Origin of the sequence: Acinetobacter psychrotolerans (assembly GCF_048552595.1) — a bacterium.
Classification (GTDB): Bacteria; Pseudomonadota; Gammaproteobacteria; order Pseudomonadales; family Moraxellaceae; genus Acinetobacter.
The window spans coordinates 1-20,705 of record NZ_JBIMDK010000021.1 but is presented as its reverse complement, the minus strand read 5'-3'; the positions used below and the strand labels follow the sequence as shown (position 1 = coordinate 20,705).

General features: G+C 37.0%; 21 protein-coding genes. 9 read left to right on the top strand and 12 right to left on the bottom strand.

Annotated elements, in window-relative coordinates:
* The first annotated feature begins 84 nt into the window (after positions 1 to 84).
* On the top strand, positions 85 to 654 hold the full coding sequence (locus ACG94X_RS14865) for a hypothetical protein (RefSeq protein WP_419384485.1): 570 nt from the start codon (positions 85 to 87) through the stop codon (positions 652 to 654).
* Between the two features lie 133 nt (positions 655 to 787).
* The gene (locus tag ACG94X_RS14860; RefSeq protein ID WP_419384484.1) at positions 788 to 1,015 is read left to right on the top strand and encodes a hypothetical protein; all 228 of its coding nucleotides are present in this window, start codon (positions 788 to 790) and stop codon (positions 1,013 to 1,015) included.
* 109 nt (positions 1,016 to 1,124) lie between these two features.
* Here the strand turns inward: ACG94X_RS14860 and rsmD are convergent, their stop codons facing one another.
* Together rsmD and mrdA are read right to left on the bottom strand one after the other, a co-directional pair.
* On the bottom strand, positions 1,125 to 1,685 hold the full coding sequence (gene rsmD, locus ACG94X_RS14855) for a 16S rRNA (guanine(966)-N(2))-methyltransferase RsmD (protein ID WP_419384483.1): 561 nt from the start codon (positions 1,683 to 1,685) through the stop codon (positions 1,125 to 1,127).
* The gene (mrdA, locus tag ACG94X_RS14850) at positions 1,678 to 3,744 is read right to left on the bottom strand and encodes a penicillin-binding protein 2 (protein ID WP_419384521.1); all 2,067 of its coding nucleotides are present in this window, start codon (positions 3,742 to 3,744) and stop codon (positions 1,678 to 1,680) included. The genes rsmD and mrdA overlap by 8 nt, the downstream gene beginning before the upstream one ends.
* A 239-nt stretch (positions 3,745 to 3,983) precedes the next feature.
* On the opposite strand from mrdA, the gene ACG94X_RS14845 reads away from it, so the two are divergent.
* The 4 genes from ACG94X_RS14845 (at position 3,984) to ACG94X_RS14830 (ending at position 6,970) form a co-directional block, all read left to right on the top strand.
* Positions 3,984 to 4,523, top strand: a complete 540-nt coding sequence (locus ACG94X_RS14845) for a hypothetical protein (RefSeq protein WP_419384482.1) — start codon at positions 3,984 to 3,986, stop codon at positions 4,521 to 4,523.
* Positions 4,524 to 4,586: 63 nt separating this feature from the next.
* Positions 4,587 to 5,903 carry a DUF445 domain-containing protein gene (locus ACG94X_RS14840; protein ID WP_419384481.1) on the top strand — a complete coding sequence of 439 codons (1,317 nt, stop codon included), beginning with the start codon at positions 4,587 to 4,589 and terminating at the stop codon, positions 5,901 to 5,903.
* 93 nt (positions 5,904 to 5,996) lie between these two features.
* Positions 5,997 to 6,650 (top strand): adenylate kinase, encoded by a 654-nt coding sequence (adk, locus tag ACG94X_RS14835; protein ID WP_419384480.1) that lies wholly within the window; start codon positions 5,997 to 5,999, stop codon positions 6,648 to 6,650.
* A gap of 92 nt (positions 6,651 to 6,742) precedes the next feature.
* Positions 6,743 to 6,970 (top strand): hypothetical protein, encoded by a 228-nt coding sequence (locus ACG94X_RS14830; RefSeq protein ID WP_419384479.1) that lies wholly within the window; start codon positions 6,743 to 6,745, stop codon positions 6,968 to 6,970.
* Positions 6,971 to 7,226: 256 nt separating this feature from the next.
* On the opposite strand, the gene nth is transcribed toward ACG94X_RS14830, so the two are convergent.
* Together nth and ACG94X_RS14820 are read right to left on the bottom strand one after the other, a co-directional pair.
* Complete coding sequence (gene nth, locus ACG94X_RS14825; RefSeq protein WP_419384520.1) at positions 7,227 to 7,895, bottom strand: endonuclease III; 669 nt, start codon at positions 7,893 to 7,895, stop codon at positions 7,227 to 7,229.
* A 25-nt stretch (positions 7,896 to 7,920) separates the two neighbouring features.
* On the bottom strand, positions 7,921 to 8,718 hold the full coding sequence (locus tag ACG94X_RS14820) for an RnfABCDGE type electron transport complex subunit B (protein ID WP_419384478.1): 798 nt from the start codon (positions 8,716 to 8,718) through the stop codon (positions 7,921 to 7,923).
* A 333-nt stretch (positions 8,719 to 9,051) separates the two neighbouring features.
* Between ACG94X_RS14820 and gdhA the strand changes: the two genes are divergently transcribed.
* Positions 9,052 to 10,398: an NADP-specific glutamate dehydrogenase gene (gdhA, locus tag ACG94X_RS14815; protein WP_419384477.1), complete on the top strand. Its 1,347-nt coding sequence runs from the start codon at positions 9,052 to 9,054 to the stop codon at positions 10,396 to 10,398.
* A gap of 75 nt (positions 10,399 to 10,473) precedes the next feature.
* Here gdhA and ACG94X_RS14810 read toward each other — a convergent pair whose 3' ends face one another.
* The 4 genes from ACG94X_RS14810 to rlmH all read right to left on the bottom strand — a co-directional run bounded on the left by ACG94X_RS14810 (position 10,474) and on the right by rlmH (position 13,559).
* A complete protein-coding gene (locus ACG94X_RS14810; protein WP_105713596.1) occupies positions 10,474 to 10,893 on the bottom strand; it encodes a DUF4377 domain-containing protein in 420 nt (139 codons plus the stop codon).
* Between the two features lie 278 nt (positions 10,894 to 11,171).
* Positions 11,172 to 11,942 (bottom strand): DUF4377 domain-containing protein, encoded by a 771-nt coding sequence (locus ACG94X_RS14805; protein WP_419384476.1) that lies wholly within the window; start codon positions 11,940 to 11,942, stop codon positions 11,172 to 11,174.
* 166 nt (positions 11,943 to 12,108) lie between these two features.
* Positions 12,109 to 12,885: a dioxygenase family protein gene (locus ACG94X_RS14800; RefSeq protein ID WP_419384475.1), complete on the bottom strand. Its 777-nt coding sequence runs from the start codon at positions 12,883 to 12,885 to the stop codon at positions 12,109 to 12,111.
* A gap of 191 nt (positions 12,886 to 13,076) precedes the next feature.
* Positions 13,077 to 13,559, bottom strand: coding sequence for a 23S rRNA (pseudouridine(1915)-N(3))-methyltransferase RlmH (gene rlmH / locus ACG94X_RS14795; protein WP_419384474.1), 483 nt, complete (start codon positions 13,557 to 13,559; stop codon positions 13,077 to 13,079).
* A gap of 92 nt (positions 13,560 to 13,651) precedes the next feature.
* Between rlmH and ACG94X_RS14790 the strand changes: the two genes are divergently transcribed.
* On the top strand, positions 13,652 to 13,795 hold the full coding sequence (locus ACG94X_RS14790) for a hypothetical protein (RefSeq protein ID WP_419384473.1): 144 nt from the start codon (positions 13,652 to 13,654) through the stop codon (positions 13,793 to 13,795).
* 314 nt (positions 13,796 to 14,109) lie between these two features.
* Here ACG94X_RS14790 and ACG94X_RS14785 read toward each other — a convergent pair whose 3' ends face one another.
* The 4 genes from ACG94X_RS14785 to ACG94X_RS14770 form a co-directional block, all read right to left on the bottom strand.
* Entirely contained in the window at positions 14,110 to 14,487 is a 378-nt protein-coding gene (locus tag ACG94X_RS14785) for a VOC family protein (protein ID WP_419384472.1), read from the bottom strand.
* Positions 14,488 to 14,666: 179 nt separating this feature from the next.
* Positions 14,667 to 17,096 carry an endopeptidase La gene (gene lon / locus ACG94X_RS14780; RefSeq protein WP_419384471.1) on the bottom strand — a complete coding sequence of 810 codons (2,430 nt, stop codon included), beginning with the start codon at positions 17,094 to 17,096 and terminating at the stop codon, positions 14,667 to 14,669.
* 979 nt (positions 17,097 to 18,075) lie between these two features.
* Positions 18,076 to 18,669 carry a 5-formyltetrahydrofolate cyclo-ligase gene (locus tag ACG94X_RS14775; RefSeq protein WP_419384470.1) on the bottom strand — a complete coding sequence of 198 codons (594 nt, stop codon included), beginning with the start codon at positions 18,667 to 18,669 and terminating at the stop codon, positions 18,076 to 18,078.
* Positions 18,670 to 18,977: 308 nt separating this feature from the next.
* Positions 18,978 to 19,397 (bottom strand): hypothetical protein, encoded by a 420-nt coding sequence (locus tag ACG94X_RS14770; protein ID WP_419384469.1) that lies wholly within the window; start codon positions 19,395 to 19,397, stop codon positions 18,978 to 18,980.
* Positions 19,398 to 19,549: 152 nt separating this feature from the next.
* Between ACG94X_RS14770 and ACG94X_RS14765 the strand changes: the two genes are divergently transcribed.
* Positions 19,550 to 20,705, top strand: a 1,156-nt coding sequence (locus tag ACG94X_RS14765) for a BapA/Bap/LapF family prefix-like domain-containing protein (protein WP_419384468.1), incomplete at its 3' end; no start/stop codon positions are given.

The window sequence follows — 20,705 nt, the reverse complement described above, 5'->3', positions numbered from 1 at the left end:
TTGAATTTTCACCTGAATGAGCATTTGTAGGGCGATAAAACGTGATATATTTTGTATAACAGGCTTTTAAAGTATGAAATATAAATGAAAACAATCATTTGTAGCTTCATCTTGTTTTTTAACATGATTGGCTACGTCTGCGCAGATGCCAGTTTATGGTCAATTAATGATAATTTTATAGAAAATAATCAATTGGATGAAGGTAACACTTATTATTCAAGCAATATCGACCTACACGCTGAGTTAAAAGTAGAGCCTATCTTTGAAATTGAAAATAATAAAAATAGCCTAAGTGAAGTTAATTTTACAGCACAAGATTTATTTTATGAGCAAAGTACGCTGCAAAAAAATCTAGCCAAAGAACATGATAAAGAGACTACGAATTATTCAATACTGAGTCATAAGTTTTATGAAAATGACCGTGTCAAAATTTTTAATTACACAGCATATAATATTCAACAGCTTAAAAATACTTTGCTTAATCCGAGCAATGAAAATATCAGTGAAAATGAGTTATTTTTGTCTTTTGGTTATGGTGTGGAATTTAAAATCAATGATTTAAATAAAATTGGTTATGAATATATTTCAAGTTTTCCCTATGATCGAGGGCAACTATTTAGATTATTTTGGGTCAGAACTTTGACTGCTTATTAGTTTTAATCACACATCGATTAACTTTAATTATGAATAAATGATGTTGAAAGTTCTACAACTCGAAACATGAAATTGCGTCAATCTTCATGCTTATTGGCTAAATTAGTTATACAAGTCAAAAGAGCATTTAGCCATGATCAAACAAATGGTAGTACTGAGTTTAATGGGTGTTTTTCTCACAGGATGTATTGTTGCACCGTATGATGATTATTCAAATCGTCACGATCAACGCTATGAACATAAACAGGATTCCGGTCGTTGGAGTCGTAATGATCAGCATCGATGGGATAATAAACGGGATAAAGATCGCCGTGATTGGAATAAAGATCGTTCGGATCGACCAGACTGGAATAATCGTTAATTATTTTTTGCATGACTTAAAAATGGACAATTGTGATTAAAAAGTAATTGAGAATTGTCCTAAAAATCAGTCAAAAAAATGGGCTTAATTCGCCCATTTTTCAATTTATTCAGCTTGTTTTTTTAAATAGACCTGCTTGCACTACGCCAGCTCGGGTTTGTTTCTGAAGCTGCCATGTGGTGGGTAAATTTAGCTGATGTAAAGCACGATCTGCTTCTACATAAATAAAGGCATTATTGGCTAAAAATGGATCGACTTGCATCGCCAATTCTTCCCAAAGATTCAAGCTATAAGGTGGGTCTAAAAATACCACATCAAATTGTTCATTTAAATTACTTAAAGTTTGTTGCGCAGTTTGTTGGAGTAATAGACAATTTTCAGCTTTCAGTAATTGAATATTCTCTTTTAAAATTTTAGCTTGCTTGGGATTGGGTTCAACCATGGTGACATGTTGTGCGCCACGTGAAAGTGCTTCAAATGCTAAAGCGCCAGATCCAGCACAAAGGTCAAGTACTTTAGTATTTTGAATATCCCACATTAACCAGTTAAAAAGCGTTTCACGAACACGATCTGGTGTAGGGCGTAATCCATCAACATCCGCAAAGGGTAGGACACGACGTTTCCATTCTCCACCAATAATACGTAATTGGTTTTTTACTCTATTATTCACTGATTTCAGCCTGTGTTTCTGGTGGCGTAGCAGGACGCGCAGTTGTGTTGGGTTGATGCGTAGTATTGCTTTGGCTGTTGTGACTTGGTGCAGATGCAGGGTTTTGTGCATTTGGCTTAGGTTTCTGTGCTGTTGAAAGTCCAATATCGTTATTTGGTAGTTCACCCGGTTTAATACCAGCAGTCATTAATCCACCACTCACTTGATGATTTAATGGTGCAATTGGATTCTTCTTACGGGTGAGCATCCAATAATCAAATACAGGTTTCGCAAGCTGTGCAGCAGAGCCACCATGTTTACCATTTTCCCAAATCACAGAGATAGCAATTTCAGGATTTTCCGCAGGTGCAAAACCTACGAATAAACCATGATCGAGTTGTCGTGATGTTAATAGTGCTTCGTTATAGCGTTTACCTTGGGCAATACTTTTAACTTGTGCTGTGCCTGTTTTACCTGCAATTTGATACATTGGGGTGCGGATACCACGACCTGTACCTGATTGAATTACATCAACCATCGCATCGCGCATTTTAATCCAATCTTCATCTGTGCCACTGAAATTGATTTTACCTGTTGGTGCATTCAAAACTTGATGTTTTTTTGCACCTTTAGATTCACGTAACACATGCGGAATCACATGTGCTCCGTGATTGGCTGTAATTGCAGTCGCCATCGCTAATTGTAATGGTGTGGCAGTAAATGCACCCTGACCAATACTCACAGAAATGGTTTCACCTTTGAGCCATTTACTTTTACGTGTCCGCATTTTCCATTCAGGACTTGGGTATAAACCGGTACTTTCACTGGGTAAATCCACTCCCGTTTTTTCACCAAAACCGAATTGGCGCATCCATGTATTCATCTTATCAATACCCATTTGATAAGAAAGAATATAGAAATAGGTATCACAAGAGATGACAATCGATTTGTGCATATTGACACTACCATGACCTGTTTTTTTCCAGTCACGGAATTTATGTGAATCACCGGGTAAATGGAAATAACCTGGGTCAGAAATGGCAGTATTCCAATCGACTGTTTTGTAGTGAATTCCACCCATTGCTTCCATGGGTTTGATGGTCGAACCTGGTGGGTAAGAACCCTGTACAGCACGGTTATAAAGCGGCTGGTCTAAATTGTCACGTAAAGCACTATAATCATCATGGCCAATACCCGTCACAAATAAATTGGGGTTAAAGCTAGGACTAGATACGAGCGCAAGAATTTCACCCGTACGGGGGTCAATTGCAACAATTGCACCACGGCGATCTTTCAGTTGTTCTGCGGCAACCGTTTGTAAGCCATAATCGAGTGATAAATATAAGTCATTTCCACGCGTTGACTCTTTACGACCTAAATGACGCAGTATATTACCGTGCGCATCTGCCTCAACAGATTCATAACCGGGTACACCATGCAGCAAGTCTTCATAGGACTTTTCAACCCCAATTTTTCCAATGAGGTTGGTACCAGCATAGCTATCTTTATCAATTGCTTTCAGTTCTTTATCGTTAATACGTCCGACATAACCAATTACATGGGCAAATAACTCACCATGAGGGTAATAACGTGTCATTTGAGTTTCAATATCCACACCCGGAAATTGAAATTTAACTTCACTAAAACGTGCGATATCGGTTTCAGTTAAATTCAGTTTTAACGTCACACGTTCCGTTTTTTTAGATGTTTCAATACGGTTTTTAAAACGGTCAATATCTTCTTGTGTGAGATTTAAAATTGGTGTGAGACGAGCAACAGTCCCATCAATATCTTCAATATCAGCCTTACTTAAGGTCGCAGTAAAAACAGGATAATTATCTGCAAGTAAGGTACCATTACGATCATAAATATAGCCACGAGCAGGTGCTATAGGTTGTAAACGAATACGGTTTTTATCAGAAGCTTCAATGAATTCTTGATGATGGAAAATTTGTAAATAAGCATATCGAGCAATCAGTAGACACATGAAAAATGATACGATTCCAATCGCAAAAAACACGCGACTGCGAAAAATACGTTTTTCTTGTTGGACATTTTTAAGTGGAAACTGTTGCTTCATACGTTGTCGGCTTAAACTGCTCAATTGGTGGGTTTGCGTGGGGCGGCACATTTTACCTCAAAAATGAAGGTAAGTATAAAAAACCTAACTAGCGTATGAAAATATATATTACTTTGACTTTGTAGACAGTAAAATTATAGTGATTTGTATATGAGTCGTAAAATAATTCTGTTAAAGTCAAAAAATTATGGATAAATAAATTCGACCTAAGTCAACATTTAGGGGCAATGGAGAAAATAATGAGAAAAATCTTTCCCTTATTATTGCTTGTAGCAGTAGGGAACTTTGCACATGCAGATGTTAAAGATTATTTGCCTGATCTTAAAGGTGTTTTGCCAGAAGCAAAAATTAAACCTGAAGATGCATCTAAATGGAATATTGGTGCAGGGGTTACCCAAAGATTACTACATGTAAATGGTGAGTGGGTCAATCCTTATGGAATCGCCTATGCGAAATTGGGTGCATTTTATAATGATGATAATTTGATTGGCGGACAGGTTGGTTTTCGTATTCCTGTTGCTTTAAATGGAACAGATAGAAATGGCTTCTATTTAGGTGTATATGCTGGATCACTCCAAAGTAAACCTGTAGATGGAAAAGATGAAATCCAATATGGTGCAGGTGGTGATTTATCTTATGTTCTACTCAATAAAGATCGTATAAGTACCTTTAGTGTGGGCATGGGGGCAGGTAGCGAGTTGCATGACAAGAATGGAAAAATGATTGTTGAAACTCGTCCACAAATACAGTTTGCGTACACTTTAAGTGTAGGCTACTAAAAAATGATTATGATTTTATACATATCCTTCGGCCGCAAATAGAAATAAATACGAGAGTCTTGCATGTTGGAATACGTTATTGATTTGTGGCACGCCTTTATAGCTCGACCTGATCATCTTGCCATTTTAAGTATTATCCCTGTGACAGCCTTTGTAACTTGGGTACACGTATGGATGGCTTTGAAAATGGTATTTTACCCGATTACATTTTGGGGTTTCCATCTTGGGCCGTTACCTGTAGGTTGGCAAGGAATTGTGCCACGTAAGGCTGGGCGCATTTCTGGAATTATTACTGACAATACGTTATCTAAATTAGGATCGCTTCAGGAGTTTCTTCAGGCAATGGATCCTGAGGATATGGCACGAATTATTGGCGAGCAAGTTGGATTTGAGTTAGAACATTTGATCGATGAGGTGATGATTGATCGAAATGCAACTTTATGGGAAAACTTACCATACTCTGTGAAAAGAAGAATTTATGGGCAAGCTCAAAAGCAGATGCCAGAAATTCTGAGAGGATTAGTGACTGAACTGACCATGAGTGTCGAGTCATTAGTGAACATGAAAGAAATGGTTGTTCGCCAGATGGAAGGTGACCGTCGTTTAATGGTACATATGTTCCTTAAAGTTGGACAAAAAGAAATTAACTTTATTTGGCATATCAGTGCTTTAATTGGTGCGACCTTTGGTATTGTACAAATGTTTGTGTATGTCTTTGTACCACAACATTGGACAGTGCCATTTTTTGCAGCGATTTGGGGATTTTTGACCAACTGGATTGCGATTTGGATGGTATTTAATCCAATCGAGCCACATTATGTGCGTTATCCACAATTTTTTGCACGTACAGCAGATAAAAAATTCCCATGGATTAAGCCTGTTATTCCACGTATTGGAACGTATAATGTGCAAGGCGCATTCATGAAGCGTCAAGAAGAAGTCTCTGATGTCTTTGCAAGTGTAGTCACAGAAGACCTAATTACGCTAAAATCGATCATGACTGAAATGATGTATGGGCCAAAGAAAGATAAGACACGACGTATTATTAAACGTCATGTTAATAGTATTATGGAAACCCCATTAATTCGTACAGCATTGCAATTGTCAATAGGGCCAACTGAGTATGCTAAATTAAAGACAGACTTGATTGATCGTTCAATTGAAATTACGATGGTGCCTGTATGCGATCCGGCTTTCAATGCGAGTCGTGCACAGAAAATTTTTCAAATGTTTAGAGATAGAATTCGCGAATTAACGCCAAAAGAGTTTCAAAACTTATTACGTCCTGCATTTCAGGAAGACGAATGGATTTTGATTGTGCTTGGTGGTGTAACTGGATTTTTTGCAGGCTTAATACATTTGTTTGTGGCTTTCTTATAATTAGATGCTGAGGCGATGCCGATACTCAAGAATAGAGTAATTCGACATAGCGAAAGGTATCATACACATTGTTTTAAATGAGGATGTTTTTTTATGCGCATTATATTACTTGGACCACCTGGGGCAGGCAAAGGTACACAAGCTCAGTTGATCTGTAAGCGCTACAATGTCCCACAAATTTCAACCGGTGATATGCTCCGTGCTGCGATTCGTGAAGGTACTGAATTAGGTCTTAAAGCTCAATCTGTGATGGAATCTGGTGGTTTAGTATCAGATGAACTGATCATTGGTTTAGTGAAAGAACGTATTGCACAACCTGATTGTGTCAATGGATGCATCTTTGATGGATTCCCACGCACCATTCCTCAAGCTGAAGCGCTAGAGAATGAGGGAATTACGATTGATCATGTGATTGAAATTGAAGTTCCTGACGAAGAAATCGTAAAACGCCTTTCTGGTCGTCGTCAGCATCCAGCTTCTGGTCGTATTTATCATCTTATTTACAACCCACCTAAAGTGGAAGGTAAAGATGATGAAACTGGTGAAGACCTTGTACAGCGCCCAGATGATCTAGAAGCAACAATTCGTAAGCGTTTAGGTTCTTATCATACTGAAACTGAACAACTTGTTGGTTTTTATCAAGGGCGTGCTGCTTCTGGTGAAAATGCACCGACTTATGACAAGTTAGATGGTTTACGTGCGATTGAAGATGTTCAAAAAGATTTATTTGCAATCTTAGATAAATAAGCTTTCAGTTAAAACTTCAAAAGTTGTGTGAAGTTTTTGACAATTAAAGAGTCCTCATTCATATTAGGGCTCTTTTTTTCGAGCTGTAGATAATGAAAATTGCACTTATTGCATTGGTAATTGTAAGCGTAATCATTTTATTTGGCTTGATACTGATGAGTTTAAAATTATTACGCCATTCACAAAAAGAAGAATTGCAACAACGCCGTGAAATGCGAAAATCAGGAAATTATCGAGTTCATCCACAAGTGGCAGAAGAGTTAAAACGGTTAGATACATTGAAGAAAGCATTGGCAGAGAAGGAAAAGAATCAAAAATAATGAGTTTTTGATCGAAGCTAATTTATTTTAAAAAAGATAAAAGTTCTATGACTGGAAGAATTGAGAAGCTCGCATTTTATTGAGTAAAATGTACGGTTCTTTTTTATTGGAGAATTGATTTTAATTCTTTAGCCTGAAAATTATTTTGACTATCTCAATTCAATCGCACGATCGTATTGAGATTAAATTTTTGTCTTTTGATATATCTATTTAAGTATTTGTAAGTTGATTTCACTTATTTAAACAATGGTTCCATCTAGTCATTTTTTACCTTTATTTCATTCGCTGCCCCAAACTCATATTTGTCTGTCCAATTACAGACATGGGAAACCAGACACTGACCACACTTGGGTTTACGTGCAATGCAAGTGTAACGTCCATGTAAAATGAGCCAGTGATGTGAATCGATAATAAATTCTTTAGGAATGACTTTAACCAGTCGATGTTCGACTTCTAGGACATTTTTACCCACCGCCAAACCTGTACGGTTACCAACTCGGAAGATATGGGTGTCTACAGCCATCGTAGGCTGCCCAAATGCCGTGTTTAGTACAACATTGGCAGTTTTACGTCCTACACCGGGTAAAGCCTCTAAATCAGCTCTATTGTCAGGTACGATGCTGTAATGCTTTTCAATGAGTATTTTACAAGCTTTGATGACATTTTCAGCTTTAGAATTATACAAGCCAATGGTTTTTATATATTCTTTTAAGCCGTCGACACCAAGTGCATAAATTTTTTCAGGTGTATTGGCAATTGGAAATAATTTATCTGTCGCTTTATTTACACTGACATCTGTTGCTTGCGCAGAAAGTGTTACAGCAACCAATAATTCAAAAGCATTTGAATAGTTTAATTCAGTTTCTGGATGAGGACGTTGTTCACGTAAAATTTCAAAAAAAGTTTGAATTTGCTTTTTCGTCATATTTTTAACTGTCACAACATTCTCCTTAGTGATGTTCTTGCAATGCAGTTAATTGTTGTTGTAATTGATTTAATTGCATCAATTTTTTTTCATCAGCTCGAACTGACAATTGCTTTTCAAGTTTTTTAATTTGAGTACGCAGTTTTGCCAATTCAATTGTGGTTTTTGCATCTGCACTGACCACATTATCAATGGGCTTTTGGCTGAGTTCAATTGAAGGGAGTTCCTGAATTTGCTCCGAAAACTGTGAAAATAGTTGCGTATCAATTTCCGCACGAACCACAGGCCCTTTACGTGTAATACGGCGTACTTCTTCCCGTTGAATATGTGCATAGTAGCGACTACGTAAATCATTTTGTTCTGTATTACGCAGAATTTCAGTGGGAATGACTTGAATATCTTCGATTAAATCGATGCAATCTACAGGGCATGGTGGAATACATAACTCACAACCTGTGCATAAATCGGTCAGCACAGTATGCATCAGTTTGCCTGAACCAATAATCGCATCTACAGGGCAGGCACTGATACATTTGGTACAACCAATGCATTCATCTTCACGAATCACAGCTTTCATGCGTTGTGGGCGACCATCATTTTGTATAGGCCAAATACTTTCTTCAGCAATTAATTTTGTTCGATTTAACAATGTTGCTAGAGCATCTGCGACAGGTTGACCACCAGGAACACATTTATTGGCATCCTCGCCATCTGTAATGGATTGAGCATAAGGCAGGCAACCGTCACGATGACCACACAAGCCACATTGGGTTTGGGGCAGAAGTGCGTCGATCTGTTGAATGAGAGAGATTTGCGAATTCATGTGATAAAAACTTAGTGGGTCTAGAAAAGTGTGCAAGCATTACAGATTAGAATTTTAGCATATTTTATGGTGGTTGCGGTTGCTCTAAAATAGTTCCAAACATGCTCTAAATATGAGCATAATTGCCATTTAATAATGATGAAAAATGCGACTGAATGGTCATAAAAAATGTTATCAATTACAAATTATCATATTGAATTTAATGTATATTTAAAAAATATTTGAAAAAGTGTTGTAGATTGTTAACAAAAGATATTTAATACTTTGCGCCAAAATATATCATTTTTTTGAAAAATTTGACCAATTTTGATTCACCCTTTTGCTGAGGATTGAGTGTTGAAATATACTAGCCTGAATGACTTTTTAAATTACGTTAAAGCCCGTGATCCAAATCAACCAGAATTTTTGCAAGCTGTGGAAGAAGTAATGACCAGCTTATGGCCATTCATTGAAAAGAACCCAGAATATGCAGAACATGGCTTGCTTGAGCGTCTTGTAGAGCCTGAACGTGCTATACAATTTCGTGTTTCGTGGGTAGATGACAAAGGTCAGACCCAAGTAAACCGTGCTTTCCGTGTTCAATATAATTCTGCGATTGGACCGTTTAAAGGTGGTATGCGTTTCCATCCGTCTGTAAATCTATCCATTTTAAAATTTTTAGGTTTTGAACAGACTTTTAAAAATGCGTTAACGACATTGCCTATGGGTGGTGGTAAAGGCGGTTCAGATTTTGACCCTAAAGGTAAATCTGATGGCGAAATCATGCGCTTTTGCCAAGGGCTAATGATTGAGCTTTATCGTCATTTAGGTTCAGACACAGATATTCCAGCAGGGGATATTGGTGTCGGTGGTCGTGAAGTTGGTTACATGGCAGGTATGATGAAGAAGCTCAGCAATGACACTTCATGCGTATTCACTGGTAAAGGTTTGTCTTTTGGCGGTTCATTGGCTCGCCCAGAAGCAACAGGTTTTGGTACGGTATACTTCGCCGAAGAAATGCTAAAAACTCGCGGTGATAGTTTTAATAACAAGATTGTCGCAGTTTCAGGTTCTGGTAACGTTGCTCAATATGCTGCAGAAAAAGCAATGTATTTGGGTGCGAAAGTGGTATCACTTTCTGACTCGAATGGTACGGTATATGTGAAAAATGGTTTCACCACTGAGCTTCTTGCAGAAGTGATGGAACTGAAAAATGTTAAACGTGGTCGGATTTCTGAATTTGCTTCAAAACACGGTTTTGAATATTTGGAAGGTAAACGTCCTTGGGGTATCAAGTGTGATATCGCATTGCCATGTGCGACACAAAATGAATTGAATGAAGAAGATGCAGTTGAACTTCTTGCAAATGGCGTGATCTGTGTAGCTGAAGGTGCAAATATGCCTTCTACACTTGAAGCGGTAGAAAAATTTGTAGAAGCAAAAGTTCTTTATGCACCAGGTAAAGCGTCTAATGCAGGTGGTGTTGCCACTTCTGGTCTTGAAATGTCACAAAACTCGATTCGTTTGGGGTGGACATTTGAAGAAGTGGATGAGCGCCTACATGCAATTATGAAAGAAATTCATCGTAACTGTGTGAAATACGGTACTCAAGCAGATGGCACTGTGAACTATGTAAATGGTGCAAATATTGCTGGTTTCGTCAAAGTTGCCGATGCAATGTTAGCGCAAGGCGTGTTCTAATCTCAGTTTGATTTTGAACTTAAAACCGATGCTTTTGCATCGGTTTTTTTTGAGCAATTAAAAACAGCGACAAGCTTATTTGCTCGGAATTGTTTCAACAATTGAGTCGAGTTCATATTGGTATTGAGACTGATCAGCTGCAGGATTGGCAATTTCTGTGCGTTTGACCTTAATAATTTGAGTAGACTTTGAATTATGGGTAAAGCCATCAATAGAGTCATAAAAATAACTCGCTTCTTTCTCGCTATAATTTTTTTGACCAGTTTCGCTCAATGTTAATTCACGGACTAAAAGACAAGTTTGTGGTGCGACACCAGTACAAGGTCGAGTTTCAGGACTGACCTCTAAAAAAATAATTTGTGGTTGAGCTGCTGTATTTGAAACTTGGGTTTCTATAGGCGTTGGTGTTGTAGGAACTTTTTGAGTTGTAGATTCTTGGCTACATGCCATGACGAGCAACGGTAAGATTAATGCAACGCTTAATTTGTGATTCATGATTTTACCTTTATCGATCTTGCTTTATTAAAAAAACTGCTTTGATGCAATGATTATTGATTGCTTAAGTTTGTATTATTGAGTGTTCATATTCACTGTTTTTTTTTAATTATTATGCAGTGCTGAATGTTCTGCATCGATTAAAATTGAGACGCAAACCTTAAGATAGAAATATTTTGATTATCTGGCTAAAAAAGCATAAAACTGATTTAAATCTAGATGTTTATAAATAGCTAAACAAAGAAAAGCTGAAGTTGAACTTCAGCTTTTCTATACAATTATTTTACAGTTTCACGTTCGATAATCATGTCTTGTACATAAGCGTATTTAGATTGATCAGCAGCTGGGTTTTTAATCTCATAACGTTTTACACGAACCACTTGGCGCTCAGCAGGGCTATGAGTAAAGCCTTCGATATCGTCATAGAAATATGTCCAATCTTTGTCTACTTGAGTTTTTACACCATTGTCAGCATATTTGATTTCGCGTACTTGTAAGCACTGCATTTTTCTTACACCAGCAGAACATTCTTTAGTTTCTGGGCTGATTTCTAAGAAAATTGTTTCACCTTGGCTTTGGTATTTAGTTTCAGGTGTCATTTTACCAGTGAATACAACTTTACCACCTGTCGCATTTACCAAGGTAAGCGTTGGGTTTTCAGTATTTGCTGTATCAAGTACAAATGCTGTTTTATTCGATTGGAACAATGCCGCAGCAAAACTTTCCTGTTTCATTAATTCAGGGGAGCACATCATATTGGTTGATGCAATATTGCCTGTAACCAATAAACCGCTTTCAACTTTTGCACTGGTCATTAGTCGATTACAGCCAGTCGCAACACTTAAACGTTGGTCTGTAAAATTAAGTACGATCGGTTGTTTGCTATCTGCTGGTTGATAAGACCATTGATAAGCATTTAATGTTTGCTCTGCATTACCTTGTTGTTGTAATACTTTCACCGCGGTATCACCCAATTTTTGAATATCGCCAGATTGGCAAGCCGCTAGGGCTAAAGGAAGTACAGCTAATGCTAAATATTTGAATTTCATATTCTATTCACGTTTTAAAAAACTATACATAGGATAAACTATGAAACACTAAAAGATATGGATGCAATTTATTAATTCGGTTTCAATATGTATCCATATAACTAAAAGTTAAACAATAATTAACAAATTGTTATCATTTATGCTGAATTGTGATCAATCACGTTCTTTAGTCAAAACGATAAATATCCATACCTAGTGCGCCCATTGAAAAACTACTGTGCACAATACTAAAACGATGCCCAGTACCCATTGCAAAAAATAGCGGTGCAAAGTGCTCAATGGTTGGGTGATTTTTTTGGACGTAAGGAATGCTATTCCAGTCTAAGACAGCATCAAAGTCGCTATGACTGAGCTTACTTACAACATGGTTTCTAAAGGTAGATGCCCATTCTGGAACTTGAGAGCCATCTGCATCCCAAGATAATTCTCTTAAATTATGCGTGATACTTCCTGAACCAATTAACAATATTTGCTTGTCACGTAATGGTGCAAGTATTTGACCTATTTTATAAATTTCATCTGCATTCATTTGCATGGGTAATGAGATTTCAACGACAGGAATATCCGCTTCGGGATACATATGCAATAAAGGCATCCATACACCATGATCGCGCGGGCGTGTGCTGTTGGCATGTGAAGCAATATTGGCTTCTGCTAAGAGATGAAGAATCTCTTCCGCGAGCTCAGGATTCCCCGCAGCAGGGTAACGAATTGCATAAAGCTCTTGTGGGAAGCCACGAAAATCGTGCCATGTTTCAGGGCGAACAGCTGTACTAACTTCTAAAGCATTACTTTCCCAATGTGCAGACATCACCACAATCGCTTGAGGTTTTGGCAAATTTAAACCTAAGCGTTGTAGAGCAGGCCCGACTTGTTCTGGATTAAGCGCAAGCATAGGTGAGCCATGAGAAATAAATAAACCGGGAAGTGTCTGTAAATTCATATCGATACGCCTAAAACAGTAAAACAATGTGTATTTATAGAATACACATTCATCAAAATTCAAAAAAATGTGTACGCAAAATACTTTGTGGAAAGCTGATAATGCCTAAAATTAATGGACAACATAAGTCCACTAATTTCAACATAATGTTGCATTGATGCAACGCTGTAATTGCTTGGTTTTGAAAGTGATTACCCTGCGCGATGGTAAGGATGATTATGATTAATACTCATCGCTCGATAAAGTTGTTCTATGAGCATAACGCGAACAAGTGGATGTGGTAGGGTGAGTTTGGAAAGTGACCAATGCCAAGCCGCAGCCTTTCGCACAGCTTCAGAATGACCATCTGGCCCACCAATTGCTAAGGCAATATCATAACCTTCGAGCATCCAACTTTTCATGGTGTCAGCCAGTTTTTCGGTACTGAATTCACGACCACCGACTTCAAGAGCAATCAATACTTCGCTCTGTTTAAGCTGTGCTAAAATGCTGTCGCCTTCAATTTGGCAATATTTTAAAATATCAGCTTCAGAATCATTTTTTCCACGTTTCGCCATAGGTAACTCAATGATCTGAGTTTGTACAAAAGGCTGAATTCTTTTGAAATAATCTTCAAAACCTGTCAATACCCAAGCAGGCATTTTTTGACCAATGGTCAAGATGCGAATTTTCATATGAACAATATCTGATGTAACAATCTGTCTATTATAACGCGATATTGAATATGCTCAGGGTAAGAACATCAACAGTTTTTTAAAATCGAACAATGGCAACTTTAATAAGCAAAATGAATGAAGAAAACATCATAAAATTAAAGATTTTTTATGAAATGGTTGCAGTAGATACCGTTAAAAAAATAGCAGAAGTTGTGGATGAAGTGGTACGAACTGTTCTTGAGAGAAAGGATTAAAAATTATTTTAAAATATGAACTTATTTATTTGAATCTTTCGCATAAAAAAACACAGCCTCAAAAAATTAGACTGTGTTTTAACACTAATCCGTCTGGAGACTCAGATTAATGTTAATCAACTAGAAGCTATGAATAGTGTTACCTTTAATATAAATATGAGGCTTTTTGAATACTTTTCAAGCGGCTAAGCTTAGAATCTCATCGTGGTTTTTAGCTAGGCTTGATTGAAATATTAAAATATTGAGTGTCTTTAAAATCAATATTTATCATACAGTCACCAAAGCATCTTGCTACAAATGAAGTGATTTAAATTCTATTTCATAGAATGTATACCGAACATATTACCTTCAGTATCAATAGCTAAAACAATATGACCATGCTCACCAATAGACATTTTAGCTTGGTGAATTTGACCGCCAGCAGCGGCAACCCGTGCGCCTTCAATTGCACAATCTTCACTTGAAAAATAAATAATGGTGCTGTTACCCCCAGCAGGTGCACCGTTCATCTTCACCAAAGTACCTGTAGAACCGTATTGGTTCATATCACTTGGGAATGTCCACATTTCCATAGATGTATCAGTGGGATCACTGAGTTGACTCAGTTCTGTACCAAGTACAGTTTGATAAAATTGCTTTGCTCTTGCCATATCATTGACATAGATTTCAAACCAACAGACTGGATTAGACATAATTGTTATTCCTTGTGTTGTTTTACGGTCGGTAATTAAAATTGATTAAATTTTATACTATTATTTTATGGTAAATTTAACGAAGGATTATGTGTGTTTTGTAAAATTTAAGCTTAAATGAGATAAAAGTTGCAACAAAAAAAGAGCGCCGTGGCGCTCTTTTTTTAATATTCATTCAATTAATGGCGTGCTGCTTTTTTACCATCATCGACTGATTTTACAATCGGTGCTTTCACCAACGGTGTAGGCTGTTCAACTAGAGCCAGTGGTAGTATCTCATCGATACTTTTCACTGCTTTAATTTCCAAACCTTCCTTAACATTGTCAGGAATTTCAGCTAAATCACGGACGTTTTCTTGTGGAATGAATACAAGTTTCACACCACCACGATGTGCAGCCAGTAGTTTTTCTTTCAAACCACCAATACGCATTGCACGACCACCAAGACTGGTTTCACCTGTCATGGCAATATCAGGACGAATTGCAATCCCTGTAAATGCTGAAACAAGGGCAGTCGTGAGTGCCAAACCTGCAGATGGACCATCTTTCGGTGTTGCACCTTCAGGTAAATGCACATGGACATCGGTTTCTTCAAAACGAGAAGCTTCAATGCCAAGCTCATCTGCACGAGTACGTACAACGGTCATTGCTGCAGTAATTGATTCTTTCATGACATCACCGAGTGAACCAGTAGTAATGAATTTACCTTTACCTTTCACTGCTGCAACTTCAATCGTGAGTAATTCACCACCAACAGAAGTCCAAGCCAAACCATTCACTCTACCGACTTGAGCTTCTTCTTCAGCCATACCAAAGTCAAACTTATGTGGACCTAGGTACTCTGGAAGATTAGCTGAAGTCACTTCAAGTTGAAGATTTTTCGTCTTTTTACTCACTGCTTCTTTAACGACTTTACGTGCAATTTTTGATACTTCACGCTCAAGGCTACGAACACCTGCTTCACGCGTATAGCGTTGCACGATGTCACGGATTGCTTCTTCATGAACTGTCAATTCTTTAGCACGTAAACCATTGTTCTTAATTGCTTTCGGAACAAGATAACGCTCAGCAATATTGACTTTTTCATCTTCGGTGTAACCCGGTAGACGAATCACTTCCATACGGTCAAGCAACGCTTCTGGAATATTCATGCTGTTTGCCGTACAAATGAACATCACTTCTGAAAGGTCAAGATCAAGATCTAAATAGTGATCACTGAACTTATCATTCTGTGATGGATCAAGGACTTCGAGCAGTGCTGAAGCAGGATCACCACGGTAGTCTTGCGCCATTTTGTCAATTTCATCGAGTAAGAATAAAGGATTCTTTACGCCTACTTTTGTTAATGACTGCACAATTTTACCTGGCATCGCACCAATATAGGTACGACGGTGGCCACGAATTTCTGCTTCATCACGTACGCCACCGAGTGCCATACGAACGAATTCACGACCTGTTGCTTTAGCAACTGATTCACCAAGTGACGTTTTACCAACACCTGGAGGGCCGACTAAACAAAGAATTGGACCTTTGAGTTTTTTCACTCGTGACTGCACTGCAAGATATTCGACAATACGGTCTTTCACGTCATCCAGACCATAGTGATCTGTGTCTAAAATTTCCTGAGCTTTCGCTAAGTTAATGCTGACTTTGCTCGCTTTATTCCAAGGCGTATCTAAAATAGCCTCGATATAATTGCGAACAACAGCAGCTTCACTTGACGCTGGTTGCATTGCTTTGAGCTTACGGAATTCACTTTCAGCCTTTTTACGGACATGCTCAGGCAAATCTGCTTCTGCTAAACGTTTTTCAATTTCTGCAACATCATCTTCTGCACCGCCATTCATGTCAGAAAGTTCACGCTGAATCACCTTCATCTTTTCATTGAGGAAGTATTCGCGTTGATTTTTTTCCATGTTGCGTTTTACAGAGTCATGTAATGTTTGCTCAATCTGTTGTTCTTCAGATTGTTGTAATAGATAAGACATCAGTTCAGTTAAATGTGCTTCAAACTCATCATGCTCTAAAAACTTTTGTTTAATATCTATATTTAAAGGTACACGTGTCGCGACAAAAAATAATAATTGTAATAAATCATCAATTTTATTTGCGGCAGCAATTAACTCACGTGCATTACGTAGTTTTGCTTCTGCATATTGAGAGAATAATGCACGTAATTCTTCCACACGGTTTGATTGAGCTTCCTCATCAACAGTGATAGACATCGGGCTTAAAGCGTGCTCAGCTGATAAATACTCATCATTGTCGATGATTTTAACGAGCTTCGAACGATGTATCCCTTCAATTAATACTTTTATACAGTTTTCATCATTTTCGTGATTCACAACTTGCACAATCTTCGCGACAGTACCGTATTGATATAAATTGTCGTGATCAATTTCTTCTGTAAGCGAATCTTTTTGTGCAACCACAAATACTAAATTATCACTGTTACGAGCCACCTCAACTGCATTGATCGATTTTTCACGACCGACAAATAGCGCAATTTGCATGTGTGGATAAACCACGACATCACGTAACGCTAAAAGTGGTAATACACTTGGAACCTGTAGCTCTAAGCTTTCTTGATTCATAATAATCTCAGACATGGGCACTCCTAATGAGTGACAACGGTGTTGCCATGTTTTTTATAGTGATTGCTATTTAAAAAATTACAAGGGTTTTTGCAAATAAAAATGAAAAATTTCACAAGTATTTGATTGCTATATGGAGTAATGGATAGATGTTGGCAAAATTGACAATACAATTTTCCGATTAAAGTCATATAGAAGGTTAAAGCGAATAAAAGGGCAATCTAAAGCTATATGTCTGCTCACTATTTGAATCAGCTGATTAGAGATTATGTGATTTATGGCTTTTACCTAAAGTTAAGTAATATCTAGCTTTGATTTACAACATGTTGCTTTATTCAAAATGACAGAAAAAGCGATATATAGAAGGAAGATAGCACCTAGATTACGATGTACCTTAAATGATGATATCACCGTAGATTTCATCTCGGTCTACAATTGGAAGGAGCTCGATATGGTAATAGAAGTATTTATGGCATTTCTATCAATGGATGAAAATGATGAAGCCCTTTCGCTGCAAGATTCTGATCAATTACTTTTATATTAGGCGAGCCGAGTGACATGAATTTGGATAGAGATATCTTAATGACTATGAATGGTAATGATGTATCTCAATACACAAGATAGGGTTGATGTATCAGCTTGGTTGTCCATTGTTATAACAAAAGCCAGTATCAATGATCATACTATTGTGAGCTATGATTTTTTAGTACAAAAAACAATCTAATCAATTGGCTGTGGTGATGCAGTAACAGAATATTTTTAATCAGGATTGTTAATCTTAGGTAATTAAACCTAAGTTTTAATATTTAAACGAATGGTTGTAAAGTAATCAATTTGTGCTCAAATTAAGCAATTTTAATGGATTTATTCGCCATAAAAAATTGCTTATTAATGCAAAAAATCTAGTTTGTTTGTGCAAATTGGCTTTTTTTGTGAGTGGATTTTAGGCAAAAATAAAAAAATTGATTAAAAATTAACGAGTATTATTTATTTTTTATGGACTGCGTTTAAAAAAATAACTTTTAGCTGGGCAGATAAAACCATCTAAAGCTTGATCCCATACGTGGCGTTTTAAATGCTGATCCAAATACTGAAAATTATGACCCAGACCTAAACGATAGGGTTTATGTGGTGAGGAAGCCAGTGTTCGATCATAAAAACCACCACCCATTCCCATGCGCGTACCATAACGATCACAAGCAAGCAAAGGCATGATCAGCAGATCCAAATGAGAAACATGCAGCCCACGACTTGCCATAGGTTCAAGCATGCCAAGACTATGTTTGCTAAAACGATTATTTCGATAAAGTTGCTTAGAAATTTTAACCCAGACCAAACGCTGGTTCATGTTGCAAATCATGGGTAAGTAGACACTTTTATGCAGTGTAAAACACAGCTCAATTAACTTCTGAGTTCTAATTTCACCAAAAGCATCTAAATATATGCCAATTTTTTGGGCAGATTTAAAATGTGGGTACTGGTAAATTTTTTGTAATGACGTTCTCTCAAAAATACGCTGTTGAAATTGATTCAAGCCTTTTCTTTGCTTACGTAATGATTGGCGTAAATTTGCAGTTTGGATGGTCATGAAAAAATGTACTAACGATTGATAGCAAGTAGTGTAGACAAAAAAGTAATCATTGAGAATAAATAATATAGCTATTGAATAGGTAGGGTTTTGGTCATTTTAGATTTACCCAACACTGGGTAAACGGAAGGTGGAAACTGATTAATTTTTGTCTAATGTAGAACGTTTAATATCAAATTTATTATTATTATTGTATTTAAATATTTTAAAATTTAGAACATTTATACTAAAACTTTCAACCCAAAATAATGTTGATAAATAGTGTGTATTCTAGCCTAATTCAATTAAGAATTAGGCTAATTTTTTAATTATGATTTTTTATTGAAAATAAAAGGTTTGCCTTCATGATCAATAGATAATACTAGGGTAACTAATTGTAATGACTCACTAATATTAATTTTAATATGACTGGTTTTGCATTCCTCTTTGCAATTTTTGACCGTAAGTTCATATTCATTGGGTTTTAAGTAATAAGTGGTGGCGTTGTTAATGTAAAAATCACCAGCTTTAAAATCATCAATATAAAACTTGATCGGACACTTCTGATCATTAGATTTATCATCTTCACAGAGACGTCCATCACGCTGAACACTGATTGGGAATGTATTTAATTCTTTGTTATTAAATAATAAGTTGTCTGGTTGGTTGAATTTTTGTTGTGTCGAAAATGTTGAGCAAGCAGATAAGCCAACGACCATTATCGCGCTTAAAAGAGGATACTTAATCATGATTACATTCCTATGCAATAATTAAAGATGGTTTTAGTAAATTTTACCGTATGGTAAAAAATTAAATATATAGTTAATGGATTTCATTGTACAAAAAATATCGCTCTGATAATATAGTTTACTAATTGTTACTAAGATATTGGTTATTCGTTATGCAAGAATTTACAGTAATAGATAAGATTTCTTTAGATAAAGTTAATATTAAGTCGGGTCTAATAAAACTAGATAAAGCATCTATTATTCAAACTAAACTACATAAAGAAGACGTTGCAGAATTAATTCAAGATGGCGATAATTTAATAATAAAATTGAAAAATGGCGAAACTATTACAATAGAAAATTACTTTGTAAAAGATGAAGCAGGCAATATCTCAGACCTTGTTTTTGAAGGTACGCTTTGTGCTTTTGAAGCTGTATTTTGGGAAAATGGTATTGCTGCCTTTAAAGAAGTTACAGGTCTTGAAACTTTACTTCCGATCGTGACAGGTGTTGGTACAGGTGGTATGAATCTTCTACCTTGGATCGTAGGCGGTGTTGTTGTCGGTGGAATTGGCGCGGCTGGAGGCGGTGGTTCAGACCATTCAGGTGGTGCTACTGTGGATTTACCACCAACAGTTGATGTGAGCTATGATCCAACGACAGGTAACTTCACAATAGACTTTAGTGAAGTGCCGTACAATCCAAAAACAGGCAAACCTTTTACTGCAGATGAGATTAAAGACCTCATTACTAAAGATCTTTCAAATAATTTAAATCCAGACAATATTATTGTTACGGTTGATCCTAACGATAATACAAAATTCATCGTGACTGGATCACCTACAGATTCATTAAAAGATGTGACTGTTGATATTCCAGCAGATTCATATGAAGGCAAAAGTGGTAATTTAGGTGGGGGTGATCAAGCTACAGCGGATGTCATACCGCCACAAGTGACTGTTGCTATTGATCCAGAAGGTAACATCACGATTACTTATCCAGATGATGTAGATCCAGACACGATTGATAAAGATAAGATCACGATTACCGACAAAGCTGGAAATCCAATAGAAGTCGAACTGACCCCAAGTGATGATGGCTTAACCTTTACAGGTAAAGTGCCTGCGGATACAGAAGGCAAAGTGACTGTTGATGTACCAGCAGGTTCATATCAAGACACTTCAGGCAATTCAGGCTTAGTGGGTAATGGCGAAGGTTCAGTGAACATGGATCCGCCACAAGTGACTGTTGCTATTGATCCAGAAGGTAACATCACGATTACTTATCCAGATGATGTAGATCCAGACACGATTGATAAAGATAAGATCA

What these genes read in the sequence shown, in the direction of transcription:
- ACG94X_RS14820 (WP_419384478.1), bottom strand. Translation starts at nt 8,718, where the DNA reads ATGAATTCGCAAATCTCTCTCATTCAACAGATCGACGCACTTCTGCCC.
- ACG94X_RS14775 (WP_419384470.1), bottom strand. Translation starts at nt 18,669, where the DNA reads ATGACCATCCAAACTGCAAATTTACGCCAATCATTACGTAAGCAAAGA.
- ACG94X_RS14790 (WP_419384473.1), top strand. Translation starts at nt 13,652, where the DNA reads ATGGCAACTTTAATAAGCAAAATGAATGAAGAAAACATCATAAAATTA.
- ACG94X_RS14770 (WP_419384469.1), bottom strand. Translation starts at nt 19,397, where the DNA reads ATGATTAAGTATCCTCTTTTAAGCGCGATAATGGTCGTTGGCTTATCT.
- ACG94X_RS14800 (WP_419384475.1), bottom strand. Translation starts at nt 12,885, where the DNA reads ATGAATTTACAGACACTTCCCGGTTTATTTATTTCTCATGGCTCACCT.
- lon (WP_419384471.1), bottom strand. Translation starts at nt 17,096, where the DNA reads ATGTCTGAGATTATTATGAATCAAGAAAGCTTAGAGCTACAGGTTCCA.
- ACG94X_RS14810 (WP_105713596.1), bottom strand. Translation starts at nt 10,893, where the DNA reads ATGAATCACAAATTAAGCGTTGCATTAATCTTACCGTTGCTCGTCATG.
- ACG94X_RS14830 (WP_419384479.1), top strand. Translation starts at nt 6,743, where the DNA reads ATGAAAATTGCACTTATTGCATTGGTAATTGTAAGCGTAATCATTTTA.
- adk (WP_419384480.1), top strand. Translation starts at nt 5,997, where the DNA reads ATGCGCATTATATTACTTGGACCACCTGGGGCAGGCAAAGGTACACAA.
- nth (WP_419384520.1), bottom strand. Translation starts at nt 7,895, where the DNA reads ATGACGAAAAAGCAAATTCAAACTTTTTTTGAAATTTTACGTGAACAA.
- ACG94X_RS14805 (WP_419384476.1), bottom strand. Translation starts at nt 11,942, where the DNA reads ATGAAATTCAAATATTTAGCATTAGCTGTACTTCCTTTAGCCCTAGCG.
- rlmH (WP_419384474.1), bottom strand. Translation starts at nt 13,559, where the DNA reads ATGAAAATTCGCATCTTGACCATTGGTCAAAAAATGCCTGCTTGGGTA.
- ACG94X_RS14785 (WP_419384472.1), bottom strand. Translation starts at nt 14,487, where the DNA reads ATGTCTAATCCAGTCTGTTGGTTTGAAATCTATGTCAATGATATGGCA.
- mrdA (WP_419384521.1), bottom strand. Translation starts at nt 3,744, where the DNA reads ATGAAGCAACAGTTTCCACTTAAAAATGTCCAACAAGAAAAACGTATT.
- ACG94X_RS14840 (WP_419384481.1), top strand. Translation starts at nt 4,587, where the DNA reads ATGTTGGAATACGTTATTGATTTGTGGCACGCCTTTATAGCTCGACCT.
- ACG94X_RS14845 (WP_419384482.1), top strand. Translation starts at nt 3,984, where the DNA reads ATGAGAAAAATCTTTCCCTTATTATTGCTTGTAGCAGTAGGGAACTTT.
- ACG94X_RS14860 (WP_419384484.1), top strand. Translation starts at nt 788, where the DNA reads ATGATCAAACAAATGGTAGTACTGAGTTTAATGGGTGTTTTTCTCACA.
- ACG94X_RS14865 (WP_419384485.1), top strand. Translation starts at nt 85, where the DNA reads ATGAAAACAATCATTTGTAGCTTCATCTTGTTTTTTAACATGATTGGC.